Here is a 26002-nt window from a genome sequence, read left to right as displayed (position 1 = left end):
GGACCGGTCGACCGCGTTGACGAGCACACCGCGCGCCTTCAGCCGCGCGACCGCCGCGAGCGCCTCCGCCTCGTCGTCGATCGCGACGATCGCCAGCGCGGCCATGGCGGCCTCATCGGTGACGACGTGAGCGCCGGCGCGGTCGAGCAGCCGGCGTTTCGCGTCCGCCGCCTCGCCCTCGCCCAGCAGGATGACCGGGCGGCCCGCCAGCCGCACGAACAGCGGCAGGCTGTGCAGGCTCACCGCTTGAGCCATTCGGGCACGCGCTCGGCCGCCAGAATCGTCTCGGGCTCGATCCGGTCGGCGACCACCGCGAACCGGTCGCCATCGACCAGCACCTCGGGCACTAGGGCGCGGCTGTTATAGGTCGACGCCATCGTCGCGCCGTACGCGCCTGCGGTGCGGAACACGCCCAGATCGCCCGACTTCACGACGTCGATGTCGCGCCCCATCGCGAAGGTGTCGCCGGTCTCGCAGACCGGCCCGGCGATGTTCGCGGTCATCCGCTCGCCGCCCGGCTCCACCGCGACGAAGTCGTGATAGGCGTCGTACATCGCGACACGCGCGAGGTCGTTCATCGCCGCATCGACGATCACATAGGGGTTGGTCACGCCGGGCTTCACCCAGATGACCTTGGTCAGCAGAACGCCGGCGTTCCCTGCGATCACGCGCCCCGGCTCGAACATCAGCTCGACGTCCCAGCCCGCGGTCGCACGCGCGACCATCGCGCCATAGTCGGCCGGGCTCGGCAGCACGTCGTCGGGCTTGTACGGTACGCCGAGACCGCCGCCCAGATCGACCCGGCTGATGACGTGCCCCGCCGCGCGTAGTTCGGCGACGAGTTCGCCGATCCGCGCATAGGCCGCCTCGAGCGGGGCGAGATCCGCGAGCTGGCTGCCGATATGGATCGCCACCCCGCGCAGATCGAGCCCCTCATGCTCCGACAACCGGTCGAACATCGCCGGCGCCTGGTCGATCGGCACGCCGAACTTGTTCTCCTTACGCCCGGTCGAAATCTTGGCGTGTGTGCCGGCATCGACATCGGGGTTCACGCGCAGCACCGCCGGTGCACGAATGCCGCGATCGCGGGCGAGTGCGGCGAGCACCTCGCCCTCCTCCTCGAGCTCGAGGTTGAACTGGCCGATCCCGGCATCAAGCGCGCGGGCGAGCTCGTCGCGGGTCTTGCCGACGCCCGAAAACACGATGTCCGACGCGGGGATACCCGCCGCCAGCGCGCGCGCCATCTCGCCCGCCGACACCACGTCCGCGCCGTAGCCCTCATCGGCCAGGACGCGCAGCACCGCGACGTTCGGATTGGCCTTGATCGCATAGGCCAGATGCACACGCCCCGCGCCTTTCAGCGCGTCGCGGAACACCTGCGCGTGACGGCGGAACGTCGCGGTCGAATAGACATAGACGGGCGTCCCGACCGCCTCGGCGATCGCGGAAAGCGCGACGTCCTCGACATGAAGGACGCCGTCGCGATAGTGGAAATGGTCCATGCTGGCCTGTGATCAGTTGGAAGGCGGCAGGTTGAATTCGTCGCTCCGCCGCTCGCGCGAGCTGGTGAGCAATTCATCACTGCGTTCGGGGCGCTGCTGCGGCGTCGGCGTCAGCAGCGCGGTCGGCGTCGGTGTCGTCTTCGCCCCGTAAGGCGCGACCGGCAGCGATTTGCCGGGCGCGGGTTCGAGCCCGTCAGCCGCCCCGCAGGCGGTCAGCGACAGACCCGACAGGGTCAGCCCGGCGAGAAGGATCAGGCGTGTCATTCGCTCGTCTCCCGTGCGGCGCGGATCGCGGCGCGAACATTGTCGGGCGCGGTGCCGCCGAAGCTGGTCCGGCTGGCGACCGACGCATCGACCGACAAGACGCCGTACACCCGGTCGTCGATCCGCGCATCGATCGCTTTCAGATCCCCGATCGACAAAGCGTCGAGCGTGATGCCCAGATCCTCCGCGCGTTTCACCGCACGCCCGGTCACGTGATGCGCCTCGCGGAACGGCAGCCCCGCCTCGCGCACCAGCCAGTCGGCAAGGTCCGTCGCGGTCGCAAAGCCCGCCTCGGCCACCGCGCGCATCCGCTCGGTCCGGAACGTCGCGCTCTCGACCATCCCGGTCATCGCCGCGATCGACAGCGCGAGCAGGTCATGCGCCTCGAACACGGGCGGCTTGTCGTCCTGCATGTCCTTCGAATAGGCGAGCGGCAGGCCCTTCATCGTCACCATCAGCGCGGTCATGCAGCCCATGATCCGCCCCGAATGCCCGCGCACGAGCTCGGCGGCATCGGGATTGCGCTTCTGCGGCATGATCGAGCTGCCCGTCGACCACTGGTCACTGAGCGCGACGAAGCCGAAGGGCTGCGACGCCCAGAGCACGAACTCCTCCGCCAGCCGCGACAGATGCAACGCGCACTGCGTGGCCGCGACGAGGTAATCGAGCGCGAAGTCGCGGTCGCTGACCCCGTCGAGCGAGTTGGTCATCGGCCCGTCGAAGCCGAGCGCATGCGCGGTCATTTCGCGGTCGATCGGGAACCCCGTCCCCGCCAGCGCCGCCGAGCCAAGCGGCGAGCGGTTCATCCGCACGCGTGCATCGGCGAACCGGCTGACGTCGCGCGCGATCATCGCGTGATACGCCATCAGGTGATGGCCGAGCGTCACCGGCTGCGCGGATTGCAGATGCGTGAACCCCGGCATGACGCTCGCGGCATGCTCCTCGGCCCGCACGAGCAGCGCCGCCTGGAATCCGCCGAGCGCCGCCAGCACCTGGTCGATCGCATCGCGGACCCAGAGCCGGAAATCGGTCGCGACCTGGTCGTTGCGCGACCGCGCGGTGTGCAGACGCCCCGCGACCGGACCGATCGCCTCGGCCAGCCGCGCCTCGGTCTGCATATGGATATCCTCGAGGACGAGGTCCTCGGCGACGCCATTGGCGGCATAGTGCGCCGCAACCCGGTCGAGACCCGCGGCGATCGTCGCGGCGTCGTCGGGCGAGACGATACCCTGCGCGCCGAGCATCGCGACATGCGCCTTGGAGCCGGCGATGTCCTGCTTCCACAGTCGCTTGTCGAAGGGGATCGAGGCGTTTATCTCCCGCATGACCGCGGCCGGACCCTCGGCGAAGCGTCCACCCCACATCGCATTGGAGCCGTCCATGTCCTCCCCTTCTCTGCTCTCAAGGGCGTCGATCGTCTGTCTCCTGGGTAGCGCAATGCTGATTGCGGGCTGCGATAGGAAATCGCCGGCTCCGGAGCAAGCAAACGCGGCAGGCGCCGCGATGGGCAATGGCGCCGCATCGGACGAAGTCGCGGCCTCGCCCGACGAAGCGACCGGCACCCCCGTCGCCCCGGTCGACAAGATCGACCGCAGCCACAAGGGCGAGACGGGGCCGACGTCAAGCTTCACCGCCCCCGATGGAAAGTCCGTCACGCTCGCCAGCTTCGAGGGCAAGCCGCTGCTGCTCAACCTGTGGGCGACCTGGTGCGCGCCCTGCGTCGCCGAGATGCCAACGCTCGATGCGGTCGCGGGCAGCCTGAAGGACAAGGTCCAGGTCATCGCGGTCAGCCAGGACCTTCAGGGTGCCGAGAAGGTCACGCCGTTCTTCGCGCAAAAGGCGTTCACGACGCTGAAACCCTATCTCGACTCCAAGGCCTCGCTCAGCATCGCCTATCAGGCGAACCTGCCGACCACGATCCTCTACGATTCGGACGGGCGCGAAGTCTGGCGAATGCTGGGCGGCTATGAATGGAACACCCCCGCCGCCGCAAAGCTGATCGCCGAAGCCCGCTGAACGCCCCGCACGACGACGCACCGCTTTGCCGCGAAAGCTGGACGGGCGCGTCGTCGGCATGCAGGGCAAGCGTACCCCGTATCACGCGTGTACCTTGTTCTGCATCTCGTCCGTGCGCCTCATCTCGCCATCGGGATCTTGCTGAACATCCGACGCCAGATACAAAACTCCTGCTGGCTGCTTGCTGACTAGCCCGAGTATCGCGCGGATGCGATCGGCCATATCGGGATCGACCGGGTTGTAGACGATCTTCCCCAGGTCCGGACGACCATCGACCGCAAAGCCCGAATATTCTAACTCCATCGCGCCCAGAACGGGGTGGTGCAGCCGCTTGGTGCCCTCGCCGTGGAAGCGCACGTCATTGTCCGCCCATAAAGCCGCGAATTCGGGACTGGTCGCGCACAGCTCGGTGACGAACTGGCCGACCTCGAACAGCGATTCCCTACCGCGCGATCGCCGAGACGATCGGCGAAACCTTCGGCCTACCCGTGACGTCGGTAAGCGCAGACGAAGCCGGCGCGCATTTCGGCTGGCTCGCTGCCTTCGTGTCGAAGGACATGTCGGCGTCGAGCGCGCTGACCCGCGAGCGGCTGGGCTGGAACCCCGACGGGCCGACGCTGCACGCCGACATCCGCGCGATGACGGCAAAGCCCTGAAACCATGGGCGGCGAGGAAGCGGTCATCCCAGGATCCGCAACGCTTCGGCATGGAGTGCCGGAGTCGCGGCGACCAGCACCGCGCCGCCTTCCTCCGCCCCCCCTCCGTCGAGCCGCGTGACGACACCGCCCGCGCGCTCGATGATCGGGATCAGCGCGACGATTTCATAGGGCTGGAGCGAGGGCTCGATCGCGAGGTCGATCCGGCCTGCCGCGATCATCGCCATCGCATAGCATTCGCCACCATAACGGATCATCCGCACAGCCGCCTTCAACCGTGCGAAACCGGGCGCGAGGTCGTCGCCGAAATGCTCGGGCGAGGTGGTGTGCAGGATCGCGCGATCGAGGCTGCCGACGTCGCGCGTCGCCAGCGGTCGGCGCACACCGTCCCGCTCGGTCCACGCGCCGTCGCGATCCGCCCAGAAGCGTTCGCGGGTGAAGGGCTGGCTCATCATCCCCAGCTCGGCCCGGCCGTCGACCGTCAGCCCGATCAACGTCCCCCAGACGGGCAGGCCACAGATGAACGGGCGGGTGCCGTCGACCGGATCGAGCACCCATCGAACACGCCCGCTGCCCGTCAGCCCGAATTCCTCGCCGAGGATGGCATGGTCGGGGAAATGCGCACCGATCTCGGCGCGGATCGCGACTTCCGCCTCCCGGTCCGCCTCGGTCACGGGGTCGAAGCTGTACCCCTCCTTCACCTTGGCATCGACCGCGATGTCGGTACGGTAGCGGGGCATCGTCTCGGCATCAGCAAGGTCGGCAAGGCGATGCAGGAAGGCAGTGTCGGGAAGGATCATGATCGACGCCCGTTGGCGGTGGCGGCCTTAGCGCACAGCGGCACGAGACACAGAAGCGCGGTGAGCAGCCAGAAGGCGGCGGGCAGGCCGATGCCGTGCGCGACAAAGCCGATCACGGCGGGACCGGCGAGGATGCCCGCGTAACCGATCGTCGTGACCGCGGCGATCGCGAGGCCCGCGGGCATGACGGTCTGCTTGCCAGCCTGGCGGAACAGGATGGGCACGACGTTCGACGAACCGAGACCGATCAGCAGGAACCCCAGGAGCGCGACCGGTGCGACCGGCGCGAGCAGCATGACGCCATAGCCGAGCAGCGAGAGCAGCCCGCCCCACAGCATCGTCCGCCGATCCCCGAGCCTGGCGACGATCGCGTCGCCGGTCAGCCGGCCGGCGGTCATCGCCACCGCAAAGACGCTGTAGCCGAGCCCTGCCTGCGTGACCGGCAACAGGCCCTTGCCGCTCAACAGCAACGCCCCCCAGTCGAGCATCGCGCCTTCGGTCAGGAAGGTGATCGCCGCGAGCGCCGCGAGCAGCACCACGATCCCGCGCGGGATCACGACCAGCGGGGCCTCCTCGGTCCTGGGGGTCGGGATGAGCCGGGGCGCGGCCAATGCGAGCGTCGCGATCATCAGGACCGATGCTGCGACGACCCCGGCGACCGGACTGATCTTCAACGACAGGACGGCGGTCAGCAGCGCCGATCCGACGAAGCCGCCGACGCTGAACAACCCGTGAAACCCGGACATCAGCGGCGTGCCGGCCTGCTTCTCCACTTCGACCGCGTGCACGTTCATGCCGACTTCGATTACGCCGAGGAATGCGCCGAACAGCAGCAGCGCGACCGCCATGGTCGGCACCGTGGGCGCAAAGGCGAGGAAGGGCAGCAGGATCGCCTGCCCGATGCCGCCGACAAGGATCGCCGGTCGCGCGCCGAGCTTCGATGTCAGCGGCCCCGCAAGCTGCATCGCGCCCACCGAGCCGAGACCGAGACACAGCAGCAGCAGCCCGAGCGATCCGTCCCCGATCGCCAGCCTCTGCTTGGCAAGTGGAACGAGCGGCGCCCAACAGGCGAGCCCGAAGCCGGACACGAGGAAGGCCAGGCGCGTCGCAAGGCGCGCCCTGGAATTTTGAATCGTCACTGCGGATATCCTTGGATCAGCGCTGGCCGCGCGGGTCTTGCGGGTCGGCACGCGCGATGGTGGCGCCCGCTTTCGTCAGATCGCGCACAAGGTCGGCATCAGCGTCGTGCTCGACGACGATCTGCGTAAGGGCATCGACGCCGAGGACCCTGTGCGGGGCGTGCTGGCCGAGCTTGTCGTTCGTCGCGAGGACGATCGTGCTGCGACTGCGCGCGGTCAGCGCACGCTTGAAACTGGCGTCGGCCGGGTCATAGGCACTGACGCCCCCCTTGGCGGAAACCGCGCACGCGCCGAGGACACACAGGTCGATATTGAGCCGCGCGATCGCCTCGAGCGCCGTACCATCGACGGCACCACCGACCATCCGGTCGATCATGCCCCCCACCACCAGCAGATCGATGTCGTCGCGATGCTGGAGCGCCGCGGCGATCGTCACCGAACTCGTTGCGATGGTCAGATTGCGATAGGACGGCAGCGTCTGGACAAGGGCGAGATTGGAACTGCCATTGTCCATGAAAACAAGGCTGCTCGGTTCGATGACCCGAACGGCGGCGTCAGCCAGCGCCCGCTTGCTGTGCACATCCTCGCCGACACGCTCGGCCATCGGCCTCGCCCCTTCGACGACGGGCAAGGCGCCGCCATAGACGCGGCGACACAGGCCCTCCGCGGCAAGACCCCGCAGATCCCGCCGGATCGCATCCTCGGAAACGCCGAACTCCTTGGCAAGCGCACCAGCATGAACCGGTTCGCCCAGGGATAGACGGGCAAGGATCGTATCGCGACGGCTGGACGGGATGTCATTGGGCATCCGCTGTTCCTAGCCCTCACACCGTGCATAAACAAGATAGTTATCGATCAATCATGCATGATCGGGCATCGTGTCCACATCGGTGAGACTGACGACTGCCCATGTCCCATCTCGCGGATGGCAGATCGGGAAGCGTACAAGCCTGCCGGCTCTCGGGCGAAGCCGCTGTCCTGTTAGGGGCTTCCGATCGGGACGGGGTAAGCGCCTCAGGTCACCCCTCTCGACTCCCGGTACACAGCCTCAATATTGTTTCCGTCGGGATCATACATGAAGGCTGCATAGTAACCCTCGGGATAGCCATCCGAACGCAGACCGGGTGCGCCGTTATCCACCCCTCCCGCAGCCAGCCCATGGCTGTAAAAGTCTTCGACAGCTTCGCGCGATGTAGCGCGGAACGCCGTGTGTTGCCTCGCGCCGGTTGGATGGAAAACATCGAGCCAGAACGCGGGATATTCGGTACCGAAAGCGACGCCTGCCAGGTCGGCGTCCCCATCGTTGGCCAGCCCCATAGTCGCGTTGATCCGCATGACGATTTTAGCCCCGAGGGGGCGAAGTGCTGCTTCGTAGAACCGCGCAGATCGAACGATGTCAGTGACACCGATGCCGGTATGATCAAGGAGCCAATTGGAAGCGTCTGCCATCGGATCTCTCCACCAGATTGCTGCTCGTTGTCTTATCAGATCATGCCCGGCAAAATCGTCGCTCCGCAAGCTTGACTGGGTTCGTCGCGCTTCCCAAAGTGCCTTGATCGTCGGCAAGGACGCCGCATTCGGTGTGACTAGCTACGCCCCCTCAGATGCTGCCGTTCCGCTTGCCGCACCGCCTCGAATATTCCGCGTCGTCCCCATTGCGAATGGTCGGCCGATATGAAATTCTCGAGCGATGATGACCAGCACTGGGGGATGTCAGTGTGGCGCGGTGCGGTTCCGGATTGACGCCGATCTGGAAGACGCCTCCATCTGCCATTGTCGAATGTGCCAGAAGGCAACGGGCGGACTGTTCGGGCCTTATGTCGGCGCGCCCTTGTCTGCCGTGACCTGGACCCGCGGTCAGCCGGGTCATTTTCAGAGTTCGAACAAGGCTCGTCGTGGGTTTTGCCGGGATTGTGGCACGCCGCTCACCTTCGAATATGGTGAGGGAAGCATCAGTTTCACGCTTGGTGCCATGGACGAACCGCGCCTGGTCCATCTGACTGAACAGCTCGCGTCGTCCGAGCGCATCGCCGACTTTCAGGCATTGGCGAATCTCCCCGAACACCCGCTAGATGAGCCACGAGCGGCGGCGCATCTGGCAGGAATTGTGTCTCTCCAGCATCCTGACCATGATACCGTTGCGTGGCCACCGAAGACATAGACCGCAGTCCGCTTTCTTGCGGCTCCGATCCGTCGCTTGACGCAGCAGCGCATGCGCCTGCAATCTGCCGACACTTCCCGAGACGTAAGGACACGACGATGGTTCTCATGTTGGCGCTCTTGCTCGCATCACCGCAAGGATGCATCGATACACGCCGCGAATGCCGCGCTTGCACGACGACCGATGGGAAGCAGCGTTGCTCGAACCCGGGCATAGCGTGCCAGCCTCTGACCCGCCTGTGCCGCCCGAACACCGACAAAGCCGCCACGGAACGCCCCAAGACTGCAAAGCCAGACCACCGCTGAGTCCGCAGCGATGGTCCAAACCCACAAATGGGGCATCAGCAACTATGCGGCAGAACTGCACCCGGCCGATCCCAAAGGACGGCACGCCGTCGCATACCTCTGTCATAGAGGTTCGGTCTCGGCGTCGAAGGGTGAAGCGCTGGATGCCCCGTGAGGATTCGAACCTCAATAGGCGGTATCAGAAACCGCAGTCTTACCATTAGACGACGGGGCATCAGCGAGGGCGCGATCTAAGCGGGGGTTTGCGCCGTGTCAACGCCCTGATGGTGCCAATTCGCCACGTCGCTTGCGTAATCGCCGCGCTGCGCTACATTCGTCGCCAAGCACCGGGCGGGTATTTTCCCGCGGCGGCAGATATAGATAGTGAGTTTTACGGCGATGGGGGATGTTTCCGCCCGAATGCCGTCCCGGCAGGCTGGTCCTGCCCGTCCGGCGGCGACCCGGCCCGGTCGAGGGCGGTGGGCCGATGCGCAGGCGTTTGCCGCGCTGGATCTCGGCACCAACAATTGCAGATTGCTGATCGCGCGCCCGCAGGCCGGCGGATTCGCGGTGATCGACGCGTTCTCGCGGATCGTCCGGCTCGGCGAAGGGCTCGCGTCCACCGGGCAGCTGAGCGACGCCGCGATCGAGCGCACGATCGCCGCACTGCGCGTGTGTTCGGACAAGCTGAAGCGTCGCAACGTCACGCTGGCGCGCTCGGTCGCGACCGAAGCCTGTCGCCAGGCGCGCAACGGCCCCGCCTTCATCGCCCGCGCGCTTGCCGAGACGGGTATCCATCTCGACATCATCACCGCGGAGGAAGAGGCGCGGCTGGCCGTGCTCGGCTGCCATGCGCTGATCGAACCCGGCAACGACCCCGCACTGATCTTCGACATCGGCGGCGGTTCGACCGAGCTTGTGCTGGTCGATACGTCGACGCCGATCCCGACCGTGCTCGACTGGCATTCCGCCCCCTGGGGCGTCGTGTCGCTGACCGAACATGCGGGCGGCGGCAAGGGCGAGGCGGGCCGGCGCGCAGCCTATGCGCGGATGCGCCAGGTCGTCGCGGACAGCATCGCGCCGTTCGCCGCGCGGCTGCCGCTCGACGTCGAGCGCCCCCGACTGCTCGGTACCAGCGGCACCGTGACGACGCTGGGCAGCGTGCATCTCGGGCTCAGCCATTATGACCGGTCGGAGGTCGACGGGCTGATCGTGCCCGCCAGCGCGATGCGGCGGATCAGCGCGGACTTGTCGCACATGGCGATCGAGGAACGGGCGAAGCTCGCCTGCATCGGAAACGAGCGCGCCGACCTGGTGGTCGCGGGCTGCGCGATATTGGAGACGATCATGGACATCTGGCCCGCCGAACGGCTCGGCATCGCCGACCGCGGCATTCGCGAGGGCATATTGCGCCGCCTGATGGGGAGCCCCAGGCCATGAGTCGCGGCGGATCGGGCGGGCACACCCGCGTCCTTACCGCACGCAAGCGGACCGCGCAGTCGACGCGCTGGCTCGAGCGCCAGCTGAACGACCCCTATGTGAAGCGCGCCAAGGCCGAGGGCTATCGCAGCCGCGCGGCGTACAAGCTGACCGAGCTCGACGAACGGTTCGAGGTCATCAAGGGGTCGAAGCGCGTCATCGATCTCGGCATCGCGCCGGGTGGCTGGGCACAGGTGATCAAGCGCCGCCTGCCCAAGGCGGCGGTGGTCGGCATCGACCTGCTGCCGGTCGATCCGATCGACGGTGTGACGATCTTCCAGATGGATTTCATGGACGACGCGGCGCCCGCAATGCTGATCGACGCGCTCGGCGGCGCGCCCGACCTGGTGTTGTCGGACATGGCGGCGAATACGGTCGGCCATCCGCAGACCGACGCGCTCAGGACGATGGCGCTGGTCGAGGCGGCACTCGATTTCGCCTGTGACGTGTTGGAAAAGGGCGGGACCTTCGTCTCGAAGGTGTTCGCAGGCGGCGCCGATTCCGCGCTGGTCGCCGAGATGAAGCGCAACTTCACCAGCGTGAAGCACGCCAAGCCGCCGGCGAGCCGCAAGGGGTCGGTCGAGTGGTTCGTGGTGGCGCAGGGGTTTAAGGGGCGATCGGTCGATCGGGAGGGCTGATCCACCGATCGACCCGGCCTACCCCGTTCGTGCTGAGCGTAGTCGAAGCACCTTGAGTCCCATGCCCTTCGACTACGCTCAGGGCGAACGGTGTGGGGGGTGGCGAACGGTGCGGGCGGTGACGCACGGTGCGGGCGGTGACGCACGGTGCGGGCGGTGACGCACGGTGTGGGATGGCGACCGGTGTCGGGGTGGCGACCGGTATGAGGGTTGCGACCGGTGGCCATCGGGACGGCGAATGCGAACCGCCCCCGTTACCCCCCGCCTCACCCCCAACGACACCCGCAAAGAAAAGGCCCGCGGACCTTCAGGTCCACGAGCCTTTCAATCACACCAACCAAGCGATGCCGAAGCATCGTTCGCCGGAAACCGATCAGGGTCAGATCACAACATGGCCCGGCTCGCGCCGCTCCACGTCCGTGCGATCAACCCTCGTAATCGGCACCCAGATTCTGGTTGCGCGGCGGGGCGGCGGCGGTGAGGCGCAGCGCCTCGGCCGATGCCGCGAGGCTGCCGACGGCATCGACCTCGTCGTCATCGTCGACACGAACCTTCTGCAGGCCCTGGATGACCGATTCCTTGAGATGCGCTGGCTTGACGTTCTCGTCGGCGATCTCGCGCAGCGCGACCACCGGGTTCTTGTCGCGATCGCGGTCGAGCGTCAGTTCGGCGCCGCCCGAGATCTGCCGCGCACGCTGCGCTGCGAACAGCACCAGGTCGAACCGGTTGGGGATCTTGTCGACACAATCTTCGACGGTAACGCGCGCCATGACGCTTCCTTCGCAACAAACACCGATAGGGAGAACAAAGGCGCCTACCCACACTGCGCCACAAAGTCAAGATTTTGCCGGTGGGCGTCCCGCGCTACCCCGTGTCGCCCCGCCGCAGGGTTGCATCGGCCCGATGCTATGTCCACTACCCCCGGCCATGACCATGCCCGCCCCCGAGCTCGATCGCATCACGGCCCCGCAGGCGGCGGAGTCGGTCTTCACCGTCGATGGCAACCGGCTGAAGCTGCTCGAGGCGGGCCCCGAACGCCTGACGGCGCTGATCGGGCTGATCGACGGCGCGCGGCAGTCGCTGCGAATCCTCTATTACATCTACGCCGACGACGATGCCGGCCAGCGCGTGAACGCGGCGATGATCGCGGCGGCGAAACGCGGCGTGACGGTCGCGCTGATCGTCGACGGCTTTGGCAGCGACGATGCGGCGAGCGCCGATTTCTTCGACCCGCTCGAAGCCGCCGGAATCGCGGTGTGCCGGTTCTCCGCACGATTCGGTCGGCGATATCTGCTGCGCAATCACCAGAAGCTTGCGCTGGCGGACGGCGAACGGGACGACGCGCGGATCATCGTCGGCGGCTTCAACGTCGAGGATGACTATTTCGGCACGATTGCCGACAATGCCTGGCGCGATCTCGGCCTGCTGATCGAAGGCCCGGCCGCGGGGCGGCTGACGGGCTATTTCGATGCGTTGAGCAGCTGGATCCACCAGCCCAAGGGCAAGCTGCGCAAACTGAACCATGCGCTGCGCCGCTATAGCGAGACGCAGGGGCCGACACGCTGGCTGATCGGCGGACCGACGCGGCGGCTGTCACCTTGGGCGCGGGCGGTCCGCGACGACATGCGCCGGGCGACGCGGATCGACATCATCGCCGGCTATTTCACGCCAAGCCCGACAATGTTGCGCAGGCTCGATCGTGCCGGGCGTCGCACCGACCGCGTGCGCATCGTCACCGCCGCGAAATCGGACAACAACGCGACAATCGCCGCCGCGCGGTTCACCTATGCCGGACTGTTGCGCAAGGGCGTGCACGTCTTCGAATATCAGCCGACCAAGCTGCACACCAAATTGTATGTCATCGACGACGCGGTCCATATCGGCTCCGCCAACTTCGACATGCGCAGCCTGTTCATCAACATGGAGCTGATGATCCGGATCGAGGATCCCGGTTTCGCCGCGCATGTCCGCCGCTATGTCGACGCCGAAATCGCCGCGTCGACCGAGATCACGCCGGCGCTCTACAAGGCAAAGACCGGCTGGCTGCAGCGCGTGAAGCAGTTCGGCGCCTATTTCGTGGTCGCGGTCGTCGACCCCAATGTCTCGCGCGGATTGAACTTCGGGATCGAGGACTAGGACGCCGCTGAACGGCGGCGCCCGTTACTGCGCCGCCGTGCCGCCGACCGTCAGGCCGTCGACCAGCAGCGTCGGCTGGCCGACGCCCGCCGGCACCGACTGCCCGCCCTTGCCGCACATCCCGATGCCCTCGTCGAGCGCGAAGTCGTTGCCGATCCCGCGCACCTTGGTCAGCGAGCTGGGGCCGTCGCCGATCAGCGTCGCGCCCTTGATCGGCGCACCGAGCTTGCCGTCCTCGACCAGATACGCCTCGGTGCAGCTGAACACGAACTTGCCCGACACGATGTCGACCTGCCCGCCGCCGAACGCCTTGGCGAAGATGCCCTTCTTGACGCGGCTCAACAGCTCGGCGGGATCGTCGTTGCCCGCCTTCATGAAGGTGTTGGTCATCCGCGGCATCGGCGCGTGGGCATAGCTTTCACGGCGGCCATTGCCGGTCGCCTCGACGCCCATCAGCCGTGCGTTGAGCCGGTCCTGCATATAGCCCTTGAGGATCCCGTCCTCGATCAGCACCGTCTCGCGCGTCGGCGTACCCTCGTCGTCGATCGTCAGCGAGCCGCGGCGATCCTGGAGCGATCCGTCGTCGACCACGGTCACGCCCTCGGCCGCGACGCGCTCGCCGATGCGGCCCGAAAACGCCGACGTGCCCTTGCGGTTGAAATCGCCCTCGAGTCCGTGACCGATCGCTTCGTGCAGCAGGATGCCGGGCCAGCCATTGCCGAGCAGCACGGTCATCTCGCCGGCGGGCGCCGCGATCGACTCGAGATTGACCAGCGCCTGCGACAGCGCCTCGTCGATCGCCCGGTTGTACGTCTCGGGCTCGAAGAGGTCGGTATAGAGATAGCGGCCGCCGATGCCGTAGCTGCCCGTCTCGCGACGACCATTCTGCTCGGCGACGATCGACACGTTGAGCCGCACCAGCGGTCGCACGTCGGTCGCGATGAAGCCGTCGGCGCGGACGATCTCGACCACCGACCATGTCCCCGACAGGCTGACCGACACCTGCGCCACGCGCGGATCGCGCGCGCGCGCGGCGGCGTCGATCGTCTGGCAGAGGTTCACCTTGTCCGCGAACGGCACGAGGTCGAGCGGGTCGGCGGCGGTGTAGCGGTGGCGGTTGGTGCCCTGGGGCGGGCCGGCCTTGGCGGCAACGCCCGGCTCGATCAGCGCCATCGTTTCGGCGGCGCGGCGGATCGCGGCGGGGGTCATCTCGTTCGAATGCGCGAACGCGGTCATCTCGCCCGACACCGCGCGCAGGCCGAAGCCCGAGCTGGTGTCATAGGAGGCGGTCTTCAGCCGGCCGTCGTCGAAGCCGAACGCCTCCGCCTTGCGGTACTGGAGATAGAGTTCGCCGTCATCGGCCTTAGCGAGCGCCTTGGCGGTCAGCGCCTGCGCCTGCTCGGGGTCGAGCGTGTCGCGGTAGAGGAACGAGCGGGGGTCTGCAGCTATCGTCATCCGATAGATATAAGCGGCTTAGCGCCCTGCGCCATCCCCATGGTCGCGCAATGTCGACTGGTCCGCGCCATCGGCGGCCCCGCCGACCAGGATAAAGCGCCGATCGCAATAGCCGCAATCGACATAGCCGGTCTCGTCGATCTGCAGCCACACGCGCGGATGGCCGAGCGCTGCACCGCCGGGAATGTCGGTGGCGCCGTCGCAGGCGACGCGGGCGTGGGTGACGCGGGTGGTTTCGAGCGGCGGATGCATGCGGGCGCGATAGCAAGCGCGGGCGGGGCGGGCAATTGGTTCTTCGGTGGTGATAGGAAGGAAGAATTTGTTCACGCGGAGGCGCGGAGGCGCGGAGGTGTTGCGCTTGTCGCGAAGCGACCTTCACATCAGGAATGGCGGAACAGGGAGTGGGTCTTCCGACCGACAGGCTGGATGCGACATCTCCGCGCCTCCGCGCCTCCGCGTGAACAAATCTTCTTTGCAACGCCCGAGGGGATGACCCGCCCTTCCCGCCCCGCTATGCCGCGACCATGACCGAAGCCGCGATCGCCATCACCAATCTCTGCAAAACCTATGCGGGCGGCAAGCGCGCGCTGGACGGGGTGACGTTCGACGTCCCGCGCGGCCAGATCTTCGGGCTGCTCGGTCCGAACGGTGCGGGCAAGTCGACGCTGATCAACATCCTGGCGGGGCTCGTCAACAAGACTGACGGCAGCGCCGCGATCTGGGGCTTCGACATTGACGCCCACCCGCGCAACGCCAAGGCGTCGATCGGCATCGTCAACCAGGAGATCCTGTTCGACCCATTCTTCTCGCCGTTCGAGACGCTCGAGATCCAGGCCGGGCTGTACGGCGTGCCCAAGGCGAAGCGCCGGACGATGGAGCTGCTCCGCGCGGTGCATCTGGAGGACAAGGCGCACGCCTATGCGCGCACGCTGTCGGGCGGCATGAAGCGGCGTCTGATGGTGGCCAAGGCGATGGTCCATTCGCCCCCCGTGCTCGTGCTCGACGAGCCGACCGCGGGCGTCGACATCGAACTGCGCCAGCAGCTCTGGACCTATGTCCGCAGCCTCAATGCCGCCGGCGTCACGGTGATCCTGACGACGCATTATCTTGAGGAAGCCGAAGAGCTCTGCGACCGGATCGCGATCATCAACAACGGCCGCCTGATCGCCAACGAACCGACCCGCGAACTCGTCGGCAAGGCGCAGGAAAAGATCGTCGCCGTCACCGTCGACCGCGATGTCGGCATGGTCCCGGCGAACGCCTGCTTCCAGAAAATCTCGCTCAAGGGCACGCGCACGCTCGAAATCACCTATGCCAAGGACCGCGTCAACGCCGGCGAAGTGCTCGCCGCGGTCCAGTCGGGCGGTTTCGGGATCGTCGACGTCTCGACCAAGGAACCCGATCTCGAGGACGTGTTCCTCAGCCTCACCCGCGCCGCCAACGCCTGAGCGCGCACGGCACCGGGCGCAGTGCCGGGGCCGGTTCGGTTCACGCCGTGGGGCAGACCACCGTCGTGCCCTGGCCACGGTTGCTCAGCGTGGCGCGGTAGAAGAAGGAGTCGCTGCCATAGGTCTGGTTGGGGCCGAACACGAGATCGACCTTATCGCCGATTTCGAGGCCGAACTTGACCCCGTTGACCGTGGCGGTGTCGACGACGATTCCCGAGGCGACGGTCACGCCATTGCGGGTGATGCGGTAATCGACGCCGTCGCCCGTATTTGCCTTGCTGAAACAGGCGGACAGTTCGACCTGCATCGCGCGCGGCGCGGTATAGCGGATCACCGCGCGGATCGGGTTCGCGCCATCGCCTGCCGGTGCGGCGGTGGTATTGTTGATGCGCAGCGGCTTGGACCAGCGATCGCCGAAATGGCTCGCGAAATCGGTGTCGAACACGCCGAGCCGGGTATCGACATTCGCCTTGTCGCGACGCCAGTAGCTCCAGGATCCGCTGCCATATTGCAGCATCGTGTCGGCAACGACCTGCGACGCGGTGATCGTATAGCCGGTGGCCCCGCTGACGATCAGCGGCTCGGATCCGATCTTGACCGGGCCAGCAGGCAAGGCCACCCCGTACATGTCGCGAACAACACCGCCGGTGAAGCTGATCGTGCCGCGCAGCCCCCATACGACCCAGCGATCGGCACCGATCCGGTAGAGGTTGAACGGCTGGTCCCCGGTATCGACCCGCACCGGCTGACCGTATGGCAACAGCGAATCGATGACGTTGCGATAGGCCCTGCCCTGCGGCTTGATCAGCGATCCGGTAAACAGCCCCATATACGGAAAATGAGTCTGTTCGACGAGCGCGTACCAGGACGCATGCCGGACGCCGGCGGCATAGAGCTCGACGACCGATTTCACCAAACCGGCCGAGGCGCGCCGCGTATCGGCATATCCGAAGCTAAATTCCGTCGCCCAGATCGGCTTTGGCGTCCCGTAGCGGCTCATGGCGGCGTTGAGATTGGCAATCTCGAAATCAATCCCCTCGGCATCGGGGCGATAGGGATGGACCGCGACGCCGTCGATCACGTCGAGCATGCCGACCGCGAACAGCGAGGTCAGGAACCCCGTCCCGATCACGTTGGTCGATCCACCGAGGATCGCGACCTGCGGGTTGGCGGGCTTCACCCGGGCATAGAGGACCCGCAGCATGTCGACATAGGCGCGGAACTTGTCGACGCCGGCCGGATAATCGAGCGCGCCGGCACTGTTGACTTCGTTGCCGACCTCGATCGCCACGACACAGGATCCGAACCGCGTCAGCAGCGCGGCGATATAATTCGCATAGGCGGTCCGGCCCGCCGCGGACGACACCATCCGCCCGCCGTCGTAGAGCGCGTTCTTGGGCGTGATCGTGAGCGTCAGCGCACCGCCGCGTCCGCAAAATGTGGCGAGCGTCTGAACCGGGGTACCGGAAAAGTCGTACACGCCCGCCGTCCGCTCGACACTGGCCCAGTTGACCGTATCGCGCACGGATTTGGTCGCGAGCGGTGTCGTGAGATCGAGCCATGCCGGGCTCCATCCCTGGCTGAAATGAGTCTGCACGCCGAACGCGAACCCGGTCTCGCTCGGCAAAGCGCTCGTCGCCGCAGTGCCGGTCGTCACGCCCGGGGCCTGCTGGCCACTCGCCGGTTGAGACGCCGTCGCGGATGTCGAGACGACCGTGATCGCCGGGTCGGACACAGATGCGCCGCTCGCGCCGATCGCAAATGCCGTGACCCCGTACAACAACGTCGCCGCTGCCAGACCGGCCGCTAGTTTCGCCTGCATTCGAACGCCCCCCGCGCCAAACATGCCCGTCGCCCTCACGACGAATCGCTGCACTTTTCCTACCCCACTTGTAGAACAGATGAGTCTAAAATGGATGAAGTCGGCATTTTTTGGATTGAATATCGTGTTCGAGCAGCATTTCGGACGAATATCACTGCCAAACTACTGGCAAACAGCAGTTTTGCCGATCTAAGTACTGATATCTCGGGATCGCTGGTCAGAGCCAGCCAACGACCAGTCCGAGCAGCACCCAGGCACCGACCCCGCACCCGACCATGACGAAGGCGCGCACGGGTCGCGGCCAGGGTGTGATGTCGGGCATGGACTCAGCCACGGGTGCGTCATGCACCGCCGGGTCCTTTTCGAACATCGCGTGGACGATCGTCTGGCCGGAAAATGCCTTTGCGAACGTCTCTGCCGGAATGGGCACCGCGAAGACACATCCATAGCCGCCAGGTGCGAGACGGACGACATCTGCCTCGACGGTAGCACCGCCGCCGCTGAGCGCGAGACGCAGGCGCGTCCCCACAGTCATCGGGATCGAGGACCGCAGACGGCACCCTGTCGTCGAGAAATCCTCGACGATCACGTCATGCGCGACACCCGGCATGAGCCGTAATGTGCTGTCGGCGGAGACGACGCGCCGTGTGGCACGGCTTTCGCGCATCGTCAGCGCATCGATGGGCATGATCTGCATGGTTGCGGTGAGTGACATCGGTCCTCCAGGTTAAGGGCCGTATAAGTCGCGGCTCTTAACACAAGATTATCAGCGCAGTCCGGCATCATCATTTTTGCAGTTAACCCCCTAACAAATGCCATTATACAGATGCTTAGCAAATCAACATTTGTTTTCTTAAACAATAACCTCAGAGATTAACGCTGAAACGTCCAATAATGACCCGCGTCATTGCTGATCATTGCACACTGCCTTAGGCGGAAAGACTATATGGTGTGCCGATGACAGATACCCCAAGCTCCCCGATCGACGCGCATCGGCATGACATCGCCAGCATCGATCCGACGGCCTATGGCGCCGCCTCGGGGATCGCGCTGCGCATCACGACGGTACGGGCATGACCTTGTGAATTGGCAGGAAGCACGGGCCTTCGTCATCGCATTCTGCCTGTTCAAGCCGCGCGCGTCGCTCGCGACGGGCCTGCTCGTCGCGATTGCCGGCCTGGTCGAGGCGCTTGGCCTCGTCCTCATCATTCCACTTCTCCAGATTGCCGGGGGGACGGGCGCTCGCGGACACTGGTCCACACTGCTCGCCCGGCTGCATCTCGACAGCCGCCCGGAGCAGATCACGCTCGTGCTCTCGGCCTTTGCCGTGCTCATGCTCGTGCGCGCCGCGCTGATCTCGATCCGGCAGAGCGCGGTCATCCGGCTGGAGCTGGAATTCCTGTCCTCGCTGCAGATCAGGCTGATCGAACGCCTGGGGGCAGCACCCTGGAGTGCGATCGTCGGGCTGCGGCATGCCCGGGTCAATCGTATCCTCGGAAGCGACATCCAGCGGCTCGGCCAAGCTGCGATCGGGCTCGTCCAGTCCATCGTGGCGGCGATCACATTGACGGTGCAGCTGACCATCTCGATGCTGCTCAGCCCGCTGCTCACGCTGCTCGCGGTCCTGTTCGTCGCGACGGGCGCGCTGCTCAGTGCCCCCTTGTTCCGCGCCGCCAGACAGGTCGGCGACAGCGTGACCGATGCCAATCTGATGATGGTGAACGAAGTCGGCCAGTTTCTCGGGGCCCTCAAGCTCGCGATGAGCCAGAACCTGGCCCCCCGGTTCGTCGCCGATTTTTCGAACGCCATGACCGACTCGGTCCAGGCCGAGCTGACCTTCGTCGCGCGGGAAAACCGATCGCGGCTCCGCATGACGGTGGCGGGCATCGTGATGGCGGGCGGGATCGCCGGGATCGGACTGGGCGTGGTCGCAGTCCCCGTCCCGACGCTGGTCGCGCTGCTGCTGATCCTGTCGCGGATGGCCGGACCAGCGCAGGCGCTGCAGACCCAGGCGCTCGAGGTCGTTCGCGCGCTGCCGGCCTATGCGCAGATTCGCGAGCTGGAGGCCGAACTCGCCAGCGATCGCGGTCTTGCGACCGACGCGATCCTGCCGGCGCTGGAGGTCCTGTCGTTCGACCGGGTCGGCTATCGTCACCCGCGCGGGGCCGACGGCGCGGGTTCCGGCGTCGACGCGCTCGATCTGGAACTCCGGCGCGGCGAGTTTCTGGGCGTGGCGGGGCGATCGGGCGCGGGCAAGACCAGTTTCGCGGACCTGCTCGTCGGCCTCTACCACCCGCAGGCTGGGCGCATCCTGCTCAACGGCACCCCCGTCACGCTGGCGAACCACAGCGCCTGGCGCGACCGGCTCGCCTATGTCGCGCAGGATCCGTTCATGCGCCATGCGAGCATTCGCGAGAACCTGCTCTGGTCCAACCCGGGCGCGAGCGATGCGGCGATCGCACGGGCGCTATGGATCGCCGACGCGGACGACCTGCTCGCACGACTGCCCGAGGGGCTCGCCACCTGGGTCGGCGAACGCGGCAGCCTGATCTCCGGGGGCGAACGCCAGCGGCTAGCACTCGCCCGCGCGGTGTTGCGCGATCCGCAATTGCTGATCCTCGACGAGGCCACCAACGCGATCGACATCGATGGTGAACAGATCATTCTTCACCGGCTGCGCGAGGCGTGTCCCGACACGACCATCCTGATGATCGCGCACCGGCTCGAAAGCCTACGCCGGTGTGACCGGATCCTCCTGTTCGATGCCGGGCGCGTCGTTGCACAGGGATCGTTCGAAACGATGCGATCGCGGCTGGTCGCGGTCGAGCGCGACGATGCGACCGCCGCGGCGCCGCACGCCGGACAGACGCAGGGGGCATCGTGAATTTCTATCGCGCGTTCGGACTGGTGTTTCGCTCGGACATCCCGCTCGGGTCGCTTGCCGCGAACCGCATCGCGGCACAGCAGCCCGATGTCGATATCCGACGCGGCACCCCGGCACGCCCCGATCCGGGGGTCGCCGTCGACGATATGCGGGTCGAGATCAACGCCGACTCGTTGCGCTTGTCCGTGCCCGAGTGCGGCTGGTTCGACGTGACGGGGGGTGCGCGCATCATCTACGAGGCGCGGGCCGGCATCCCGGCGGAACACATGCCACCCTATCTCCTGGGGACCGCGCTGGGGGCACTGCTCCATCAGCGCGCGCTGCTGCCGCTGCATTGCAACGCGATCGTCCATGACGGCAGGGCCTATCTGTTCTGCGGGGATTCCGGCGCAGGCAAGTCGACGCTGGCCGCGGTGTTCGAAGCGCGCGGCTATCCCCTCCTCACCGACGATCTGTGTGCGATCGCAGCGGATGCGGAGGGCCGGTTTTCGGCCACCCCGGGAATCCCACGGCTCAAGCTCTGGATCGAATCGCTCACGGCACTCGGCCGGGAAGGCGCGGAGGTCACCCGCATTCCCTGGTATGAGGACAAGTTCGAGGTCGCGATGTCGCGCGCCGCCGAGGATCGCCGCTATCCCGTCGCCGCCATCTATCATCTGCGTCAGGCCGACGAGGATGCGCCGCCGGGCATCCACCGTCTGCAGGGGCTCGAGGCTGCCAATGCGGTGACGGCAAACATCTATCGCCGCCGCATCGCCGACCTCCTTGGCCGCGCGCCGGGCTATCTGGCCGAATCGATGGCGCTGATCCGTAGCGTTCCCCTTTTCCGATTCAATCGACGATGGGGGCTGCAGAACGTCATCGAAGATGCCGCCCTTGCCGAAGCCCATCTACTCGGCGTGAAGATGACCCAATAAGGGACGCAATGCTGCCATTGTAAGCAAAACGGTTGCGATGATTCCGATGATCTGTGCGACGACCGGGCAACAAGAAGTATTAGCTTAAACCGCATTGAAACACGATCTTTGGGAATTAGTCATGACACAGCATCGCAAGACATGGCAGCGTCCAGTACTTGTTCGCATGGATGCCGCCGATGCCGAGAGCGCATCACTGATGTATAATCGGGACTATTATCACCGCCAGATGGGCCCGTCTTGATTCCACAGTCCCGGTGGGTCGACGAAGCGCACCGGGGCGCGTTGACCTCGGGAACCCAGTCACGATCATAGCGGTGCCGCGCCCTTGAATGTGCGGTCCCCCGGCTCCGAACCACGCTGAACTCGCGCTCCGGTTCGATAATGACGATGCATGATTTCGCCGTCTTTCACCGCCGCTCGATCACGTCACCGTGATTCTTCAAGCAAATCCGGTTGGTTGACGGGTAACAAGTCGCCACGATCATACATACGAGCCGCGAATTCATAAATGGTAAGGAAAACTATTCACGCCTTTTGGGCCGTTTATGCAATTATTGCGAAAGCCGGAAGCTGATCGACATGCCGCCGATACAGCAAATGCTACAAGGGGTATCGATATGGTCAAGACTCGCAAGACATGGCAGCGCCCTGCACTTGTTCGCATGGACGCAGCAGATGCCGAGAATGCTGGACAGCCCTATAACCGCGACCAGTTTCGTCGTCAGATGGGCCCATCCTGATCTTCAGTCCTGAACAGGCACGGGAAATCGCGCGGCGGTAATGCCGCGCGATTTTTTGTTGGGCATCGATCGGCCCGCCAGGCGCGCCGCCTCCGCGGACGGCCTGCGAAACGCTTCAAGAAGCATGGGAATTCTGTTTGGCTCGTGCAGATTTGGATACGCCGGTCCGCCGCAGCACATCGGCGGCAACGGCGGAGATTGACGGGCAACTGGTCGCGCTCGATATCAATAAGGGCGTTTGCTACGGCCTCAACGAGGTCGGTACGCGCATCTGGGGCCTGATCGATGCCCCCATGTCCGCGCGAGCGATCAGCGCGATTCTCGTGGACGAATATGACGTCGACCAGGCGACCGCCGAGGAGCAGACGCTCGATCTGATCCTCGAACTGCTCGCGGCGGAGTTGGCGATATCCGCCTGATCCGCGGAGGCACGCGCATCGATCGGGAGCGCATGGCGTGACAGCGATCTATGGCCTGACGCACTGGTCCGACCGGGACGTCGATGCCGATGCCGACCGCATGGGTACGGTGCTGGCCCGCTATGGCCGCGACGCGCACGAAATCTGGCGGGGGGGGACGATCGCGCTGGGCGCGCGTCACACCTTCCTGCTCGACGAGGACCGGTTCGTCGCCCCGATCCATGCCCGCGACCGCCGCTATGCAGTGGTCGCGGACGTGCATCTTACCGAGCGTGCGGAGCTGGAACGCGAACTCGGCCATTCGGGCGGGTCGGCAGCGGCACTGTCCGATGCGATGCTGGTCGCCGATGCGCTCGAACATTGGGGCGAGGGCGCGTTCGACCGCCTCTATGGCTGGTTCGCGATCGCCGCCTGGGACACGCAGGACCAGCGGCTGCTGCTCGCGCGCGACTTCATCGGCAAACGCCCGCTTTATTATCTGCGCGCCGAGGACGGCACGCTCGCCTTTGCCTCGATGCCCGACGCGCTGCACGCGCTCGGCATCGTCCCACGCGCGGCGGACGAGGACCAATATCTACGCCTGTTCCGCCGCGCGCCGCTTTCGCCGGATCGCACGCCGATGGCCGGTATCTCGCGCATCATGCCGGGATATTATGGCGTATTCACCGCACAAGGGGCGACGACGCACGCCTATTGGAAACCTGATCTGACGCCGTTGCGACGCCAGACGCAGCGCGACTATGAGACCCAGATGCTCACCCGGCTCGACGCCGCGGTCACGGCGACGCTGCGCGGCGCGGGCGACGAGATCGCCGCGCATCTCTCGGGCGGGTTCGATTCGACGACGGTCGTCGTGACGGCGGCGCGGCTTCTCGCGGATACGCCGAAGCGGATTGTCGCCTATACCGCGGCCCCGCATCACACGCCGCAGACCTACCAGACGCATCATTTCTCCGACGAAAGCGCGCTCGCTGCCGAAACCGCGGCGATGTATCCCAATGTCGAACATGTCGTGATCCGCAGCGATGCTCCGACGCTCGCGGCGCTCGACCGCACCGTCGATCTCTATCCCGAGCCGATCCCCAATCTGTGCAACATGGTGTGGGTCGACGCGATCAACGCAGCGGTGCAGCGCCGCGGCATCCGGGTCCTGCTCGAGGGCACGATGGGCAATCTTTCGATCAGCGCATCGGGCGTCGCGGCGCTGCCGTCGCTGGCGCGACGCGGACGGTTGCTCGCCTGGGCGCGGCTCGGCCGGGGGCTGGTCCGGTCGGGGTGGATGCGCTGGCCGGGCGTCGGCTGGAACACGATCGGCCCGTTGTTGCCCGTATCGCTGTGGAAACGGGTGATGCGCGCCCGGGGCATCGTGATGCCGTCGGTCGCCACCGCCATCCCGCTGCTCCCTGAGACGCTCGCCCGGGTCGAGGCGCGCATCGCCGCGGAGAACCCGACGATCGACCCGGCGCATGCGGCGGACCTGTCCGACGCGATGCGGTACGGCACCGATCCTGTCGGCGCCAATCTGCGCATGGTGGCCGGCAATGAGGACGGCAGTTTTTTCAAGGCAATGCTGGCGGAGTTCAGGATCGACGTCCGCGATCCGCTTGCCGACCGACGCCTCGTCGAATGGGCGCTGCGCGTGCCGGTCGAACGCTGGGCCTGGGGCGGCGAGCCCCGCGCGATCCTGCGCGGGGCCATGCGGGGCAAGGCACCGCCGAGCGTGCTCGATACCCGGCTGCGCGGCTATCAGGGCGCCGACTGGCCCGTCGCGCTCGTCGCCTCGCGCGACCGGCTGCGCGACGAGATCGACCGGATGAAGATGTTCGATCAGACCGCCGGGACGATGGATGTCGACCGGCTCCAGAAGCTGGTCGACGACATGCCGCCCGCCGATTCACCGCTTTGGACGGATATCGCCTATGAGATCGCCTATCGCGAGAATCTGCTGCACGCCGTCGCACTGGCCAGCCACATGCGTCGGACCGCCGGGAGCAATTATTGATGACCGCGGACGATCGTCTCGATCCGGGTATTCAGCGGCTGATCGCGGCTGTCGACGGCCGGCCCGATGCGATGGTCGCGCTGGCCCTGACTCTCCTGCTGCCCCGCGGCCTGACGCAAACCGCGCGACGGTTGTGCGACGCTGCGGTGGCGCTCGCCCCCGATGATCGCGAGATCGCAGCACAGGCGCGCCGGATTCGATCGGCCGGGGTCGGCAAATGGTATTTCACGATGGTGCAGGACGATGATCGCCACGCGCTCTATGCCGAGGCGCTGCGCAGCGTGATGCCGGCCGACGCGACGCTGCTCGATATCGGCGCCGGGACCGGCCTCTTCGCGATGATCGCGGCCCGGGCCGGTGCCGCGCGCGTCATCGCCTGCGAGCGGGATTCCGTGGTTGCAGCGGCCGCATCCGCGGTCGTCGCCAAAAACGGCTATGCGGACCGCGTGACGATCGTCCCGAAGGACGCGCGCGATCTGCAGATCGGGGTCGATCTGGCCGCGCCCGCCAATGTACTGCTGTGGGATAATCTCGCGAACAACCTGATCGGTGCGGGTGGACTGAGGACGGTCGAGGATGCGCGCGCGCGCCTGCTTACGCCGGACGCGGTGATCATGCCGTACCGGGCCGAGATCATGGTCGGGCTCGCCACCCATCGCCGCCCCGCCGATTATGCGATGGGCATCGTCGACGGCTTCGACATGACCCCGTTCAACCAGCTCGCGGTCAGCCATGATACGCCGGACCGGGGGGCGATCGACCTTCGCTCGAATGGCGTCGCGATCTTCGACATGGACTTTACCGGCCCGCCGATCCCCGCGGCGCGCAACGCCGTCACGGTCCACGCGACCGCAGGTCGGGTGCACGGGATCGTCCAGTGGATCCGCTTCCATCTGACCGAGGGGATCGTCTACGACACGATCGATCCCGGCGTGCGGGCGTTCGAAACCGAGGTGACGCCGGTCGAGCCGTTCGACGTCACGGACGGGCAGGCGGTGGTGATATGCGGCCGGCACGACCGCGACGTGCCATGGTTCTGGCTGGAGGCATGATCGTGCCACGCCGCCAGGATGGATTCTGGACCAAGTTCGGCCGCTTTTCGTGGGAGGAGCGGTTCGCCCTCGCCGAGGCGACCATCCTGCTGACGGTCTCCGCACCGCTGATCCGCCACGCGGCGCTGCCCCGGCTCGGCCGGATCGCCTCACGCCCGCTGCCCCGCCCGCTCCCGCCCGGGCCA

Annotated in this window: 26 protein-coding genes, 1 tRNA gene and 2 pseudogenes; 13 read left to right on the top strand and 16 right to left on the bottom strand. The window is 66.3% G+C overall.

The genetic code is table 11. The annotated features are described in order from the left end of the window. From sphsw_RS05580 to argH, 4 genes and pseudogenes are all read right to left on the bottom strand, one after another. Positions 1-243: pseudogene (locus sphsw_RS05580) on the bottom strand (siroheme synthase); the annotation flags it as partial. After that, the gene (gene lysA, locus sphsw_RS05575; RefSeq protein ID WP_031439737.1) at positions 240-1502 is read right to left on the bottom strand and encodes a diaminopimelate decarboxylase; all 1263 of its coding nucleotides are present in this window, start codon (positions 1500-1502) and stop codon (positions 240-242) included. The gene lysA and the pseudogene sphsw_RS05580, both read right to left, overlap by 4 nt. 12 nt (positions 1503-1514) lie before the next feature. Then, positions 1515-1766 (bottom strand): hypothetical protein, encoded by a 252-nt coding sequence (locus tag sphsw_RS05570; protein WP_031394336.1) that lies wholly within the window; start codon positions 1764-1766, stop codon positions 1515-1517. After that, positions 1763-3130 carry an argininosuccinate lyase gene (argH, locus tag sphsw_RS05565; RefSeq protein WP_031439736.1) on the bottom strand — a complete coding sequence of 456 codons (1368 nt, stop codon included), beginning with the start codon at positions 3128-3130 and terminating at the stop codon, positions 1763-1765. Before argH ends, sphsw_RS05570 begins: the two co-directional genes overlap by 4 nt. A 139-nt stretch (positions 3131-3269) precedes the next feature. On the opposite strand from argH, the gene sphsw_RS05560 reads away from it, so the two are divergent. Further along, complete coding sequence (locus tag sphsw_RS05560) at positions 3270-3782, top strand: TlpA family protein disulfide reductase (RefSeq protein ID WP_320481761.1); 513 nt, start codon at positions 3270-3272, stop codon at positions 3780-3782. An 81-nt stretch (positions 3783-3863) separates the two neighbouring features. Here sphsw_RS05560 and sphsw_RS20295 read toward each other — a convergent pair whose 3' ends face one another. After that, positions 3864-4217 (bottom strand): MmyB family transcriptional regulator, encoded by a 354-nt coding sequence (locus sphsw_RS20295; protein ID WP_235188295.1) that lies wholly within the window; start codon positions 4215-4217, stop codon positions 3864-3866. 53 nt (positions 4218-4270) lie between these two features. Here sphsw_RS20295 and sphsw_RS20290 point away from each other — a divergent pair, with 53 nt between their 5' ends. Beyond that, positions 4271-4438 (top strand): hypothetical protein, encoded by a 168-nt coding sequence (locus tag sphsw_RS20290; protein ID WP_235188296.1) that lies wholly within the window; start codon positions 4271-4273, stop codon positions 4436-4438. A 23-nt stretch (positions 4439-4461) separates the two neighbouring features. On the opposite strand, the gene hisN is transcribed toward sphsw_RS20290, so the two are convergent. From hisN to sphsw_RS05535, 5 genes and pseudogenes are all read right to left on the bottom strand, one after another. After that, positions 4462-5238 carry a histidinol-phosphatase gene (hisN, locus tag sphsw_RS05550; RefSeq protein ID WP_031439733.1) on the bottom strand — a complete coding sequence of 259 codons (777 nt, stop codon included), beginning with the start codon at positions 5236-5238 and terminating at the stop codon, positions 4462-4464. Further along, the gene (locus sphsw_RS05545; protein ID WP_042466620.1) at positions 5235-6377 is read right to left on the bottom strand and encodes an MFS transporter; all 1143 of its coding nucleotides are present in this window, start codon (positions 6375-6377) and stop codon (positions 5235-5237) included. Before sphsw_RS05545 ends, hisN begins: the two co-directional genes overlap by 4 nt. Before the next feature lie 16 nt (positions 6378-6393). Further along, positions 6394-6981, bottom strand: coding sequence for a DeoR/GlpR family DNA-binding transcription regulator (locus tag sphsw_RS05540; protein WP_235188293.1), 588 nt, complete (start codon positions 6979-6981; stop codon positions 6394-6396). 39 nt (positions 6982-7020) lie between these two features. Next, positions 7021-7185: pseudogene (locus sphsw_RS20870) on the bottom strand (HTH domain-containing protein); the annotation flags it as partial. 206 nt (positions 7186-7391) lie between these two features. Further along, positions 7392-7826, bottom strand: a complete 435-nt coding sequence (locus tag sphsw_RS05535; RefSeq protein WP_031439730.1) for a VOC family protein — start codon at positions 7824-7826, stop codon at positions 7392-7394. A 241-nt stretch (positions 7827-8067) separates the two neighbouring features. Between sphsw_RS05535 and sphsw_RS18710 the strand changes: the two genes are divergently transcribed. Beyond that, positions 8068-8538, top strand: a complete 471-nt coding sequence (locus sphsw_RS18710; RefSeq protein ID WP_081874163.1) for a GFA family protein — start codon at positions 8068-8070, stop codon at positions 8536-8538. Positions 8539-8983: 445 nt separating this feature from the next. Here the strand turns inward: sphsw_RS18710 and sphsw_RS05530 are convergent. Further along, positions 8984-9057: transfer RNA gene (locus tag sphsw_RS05530), tRNA-Gln, on the bottom strand. A 185-nt stretch (positions 9058-9242) separates the two neighbouring features. Between sphsw_RS05530 and sphsw_RS05525 the strand changes: the two genes are divergently transcribed. Together sphsw_RS05525 and sphsw_RS05520 are read left to right on the top strand one after the other, a co-directional pair. Next, positions 9243-10262: a Ppx/GppA phosphatase family protein gene (locus sphsw_RS05525; RefSeq protein ID WP_031439729.1), complete on the top strand. Its 1020-nt coding sequence runs from the start codon at positions 9243-9245 to the stop codon at positions 10260-10262. Then, positions 10259-10939 carry an RlmE family RNA methyltransferase gene (locus tag sphsw_RS05520; protein ID WP_031439728.1) on the top strand — a complete coding sequence of 227 codons (681 nt, stop codon included), beginning with the start codon at positions 10259-10261 and terminating at the stop codon, positions 10937-10939. The genes sphsw_RS05525 and sphsw_RS05520 overlap by 4 nt, the downstream gene beginning before the upstream one ends. A gap of 425 nt (positions 10940-11364) precedes the next feature. Here sphsw_RS05520 and rpoZ read toward each other — a convergent pair whose 3' ends face one another. Next, a complete protein-coding gene (gene rpoZ, locus sphsw_RS05515) occupies positions 11365-11709 on the bottom strand; it encodes a DNA-directed RNA polymerase subunit omega (protein ID WP_031439727.1) in 345 nt (114 codons plus the stop codon). A 163-nt stretch (positions 11710-11872) separates the two neighbouring features. Between rpoZ and sphsw_RS05510 the strand changes: the two genes are divergently transcribed. Beyond that, positions 11873-13075: a phospholipase D-like domain-containing protein gene (locus sphsw_RS05510; RefSeq protein WP_042466623.1), complete on the top strand. Its 1203-nt coding sequence runs from the start codon at positions 11873-11875 to the stop codon at positions 13073-13075. Between the two features lie 24 nt (positions 13076-13099). On the opposite strand, the gene tldD is transcribed toward sphsw_RS05510, so the two are convergent. Continuing rightward, entirely contained in the window at positions 13100-14530 is a 1431-nt protein-coding gene (tldD, locus tag sphsw_RS05505) for a metalloprotease TldD (protein WP_031439725.1), read from the bottom strand. Positions 14531-14548: 18 nt separating this feature from the next. Beyond that, positions 14549-14782, bottom strand: a complete 234-nt coding sequence (locus sphsw_RS05500; RefSeq protein WP_031393477.1) for a zinc-finger domain-containing protein — start codon at positions 14780-14782, stop codon at positions 14549-14551. A gap of 272 nt (positions 14783-15054) precedes the next feature. On the opposite strand from sphsw_RS05500, the gene sphsw_RS05495 reads away from it, so the two are divergent. After that, entirely contained in the window at positions 15055-15978 is a 924-nt protein-coding gene (locus sphsw_RS05495; RefSeq protein ID WP_031439724.1) for an ABC transporter ATP-binding protein, read from the top strand. A 40-nt stretch (positions 15979-16018) separates the two neighbouring features. Here the strand turns inward: sphsw_RS05495 and sphsw_RS05490 are convergent, their stop codons facing one another. Both sphsw_RS05490 and sphsw_RS05485 read right to left on the bottom strand, forming a co-directional pair. After that, complete coding sequence (locus tag sphsw_RS05490; RefSeq protein WP_031439723.1) at positions 16019-17800, bottom strand: hypothetical protein; 1782 nt, start codon at positions 17798-17800, stop codon at positions 16019-16021. Between the two features lie 217 nt (positions 17801-18017). Then, positions 18018-18515 carry a PilZ domain-containing protein gene (locus sphsw_RS05485; RefSeq protein ID WP_081874162.1) on the bottom strand — a complete coding sequence of 166 codons (498 nt, stop codon included), beginning with the start codon at positions 18513-18515 and terminating at the stop codon, positions 18018-18020. A 366-nt stretch (positions 18516-18881) separates the two neighbouring features. Between sphsw_RS05485 and sphsw_RS05480 the strand changes: the two genes are divergently transcribed. From sphsw_RS05480 to sphsw_RS05455, 6 genes are all read left to right on the top strand, one after another. Then, positions 18882-20684, top strand: coding sequence for an ABC transporter ATP-binding protein (locus sphsw_RS05480; protein ID WP_031439721.1), 1803 nt, complete (start codon positions 18882-18884; stop codon positions 20682-20684). Beyond that, positions 20681-21601 (top strand): hypothetical protein, encoded by a 921-nt coding sequence (locus sphsw_RS18285; protein ID WP_052380852.1) that lies wholly within the window; start codon positions 20681-20683, stop codon positions 21599-21601. Before sphsw_RS05480 ends, sphsw_RS18285 begins: the two co-directional genes overlap by 4 nt. 880 nt (positions 21602-22481) lie before the next feature. Next, positions 22482-22763, top strand: coding sequence for a PqqD family peptide modification chaperone (locus sphsw_RS05470; RefSeq protein ID WP_037528629.1), 282 nt, complete (start codon positions 22482-22484; stop codon positions 22761-22763). A 37-nt stretch (positions 22764-22800) separates the two neighbouring features. Continuing rightward, positions 22801-24765 (top strand): asparagine synthetase B family protein, encoded by a 1965-nt coding sequence (locus tag sphsw_RS05465; RefSeq protein WP_037528632.1) that lies wholly within the window; start codon positions 22801-22803, stop codon positions 24763-24765. Further along, positions 24765-25817 (top strand): 50S ribosomal protein L11 methyltransferase, encoded by a 1053-nt coding sequence (locus sphsw_RS18280; RefSeq protein ID WP_052380851.1) that lies wholly within the window; start codon positions 24765-24767, stop codon positions 25815-25817. Before sphsw_RS05465 ends, sphsw_RS18280 begins: the two co-directional genes overlap by 1 nt. Continuing rightward, positions 25814-26002 (top strand): hypothetical protein (locus tag sphsw_RS05455; RefSeq protein ID WP_042466619.1); only part of this gene is annotated, 189 nt, incomplete at its 3' end. The genes sphsw_RS18280 and sphsw_RS05455, both read left to right, overlap by 4 nt.

Source organism: Sphingomonas sp. FUKUSWIS1 (genome assembly GCF_000733135.1).
GTDB classification, from domain to species: Bacteria; Pseudomonadota; Alphaproteobacteria; order Sphingomonadales; family Sphingomonadaceae; genus Sphingomonas; species Sphingomonas aerolata.
This window is presented reverse-complemented; position numbering and strand designations above follow the sequence as displayed.

What these genes read in the sequence shown, in the direction of transcription:
- sphsw_RS05535 (WP_031439730.1), bottom strand. Translation starts at nt 7,826, where the DNA reads ATGGCAGACGCTTCCAATTGGCTCCTTGATCATACCGGCATCGGTGTC.
- sphsw_RS18710 (WP_081874163.1), top strand. Translation starts at nt 8,068, where the DNA reads ATGATGACCAGCACTGGGGGATGTCAGTGTGGCGCGGTGCGGTTCCGG.
- sphsw_RS05540 (WP_235188293.1), bottom strand. Translation starts at nt 6,981, where the DNA reads ATGGCCGAGCGTGTCGGCGAGGATGTGCACAGCAAGCGGGCGCTGGCT.
- tldD (WP_031439725.1), bottom strand. Translation starts at nt 14,530, where the DNA reads ATGACGATAGCTGCAGACCCCCGCTCGTTCCTCTACCGCGACACGCTC.
- hisN (WP_031439733.1), bottom strand. Translation starts at nt 5,238, where the DNA reads ATGATCCTTCCCGACACTGCCTTCCTGCATCGCCTTGCCGACCTTGCT.
- sphsw_RS05510 (WP_042466623.1), top strand. Translation starts at nt 11,873, where the DNA reads ATGCCCGCCCCCGAGCTCGATCGCATCACGGCCCCGCAGGCGGCGGAG.
- sphsw_RS05490 (WP_031439723.1), bottom strand. Translation starts at nt 17,800, where the DNA reads ATGCAGGCGAAACTAGCGGCCGGTCTGGCAGCGGCGACGTTGTTGTAC.
- rpoZ (WP_031439727.1), bottom strand. Translation starts at nt 11,709, where the DNA reads ATGGCGCGCGTTACCGTCGAAGATTGTGTCGACAAGATCCCCAACCGG.
- argH (WP_031439736.1), bottom strand. Translation starts at nt 3,130, where the DNA reads ATGTGGGGTGGACGCTTCGCCGAGGGTCCGGCCGCGGTCATGCGGGAG.
- sphsw_RS05500 (WP_031393477.1), bottom strand. Translation starts at nt 14,782, where the DNA reads ATGCATCCGCCGCTCGAAACCACCCGCGTCACCCACGCCCGCGTCGCC.
- sphsw_RS05525 (WP_031439729.1), top strand. Translation starts at nt 9,243, where the DNA reads ATGCCGTCCCGGCAGGCTGGTCCTGCCCGTCCGGCGGCGACCCGGCCC.
- sphsw_RS05485 (WP_081874162.1), bottom strand. Translation starts at nt 18,515, where the DNA reads ATGTCACTCACCGCAACCATGCAGATCATGCCCATCGATGCGCTGACG.
- sphsw_RS18280 (WP_052380851.1), top strand. Translation starts at nt 24,765, where the DNA reads ATGACCGCGGACGATCGTCTCGATCCGGGTATTCAGCGGCTGATCGCG.
- lysA (WP_031439737.1), bottom strand. Translation starts at nt 1,502, where the DNA reads ATGGACCATTTCCACTATCGCGACGGCGTCCTTCATGTCGAGGACGTC.
- sphsw_RS05570 (WP_031394336.1), bottom strand. Translation starts at nt 1,766, where the DNA reads ATGACACGCCTGATCCTTCTCGCCGGGCTGACCCTGTCGGGTCTGTCG.
- sphsw_RS05495 (WP_031439724.1), top strand. Translation starts at nt 15,055, where the DNA reads ATGACCGAAGCCGCGATCGCCATCACCAATCTCTGCAAAACCTATGCG.
- sphsw_RS05560 (WP_320481761.1), top strand. Translation starts at nt 3,270, where the DNA reads ATGGGCAATGGCGCCGCATCGGACGAAGTCGCGGCCTCGCCCGACGAA.
- sphsw_RS05520 (WP_031439728.1), top strand. Translation starts at nt 10,259, where the DNA reads ATGAGTCGCGGCGGATCGGGCGGGCACACCCGCGTCCTTACCGCACGC.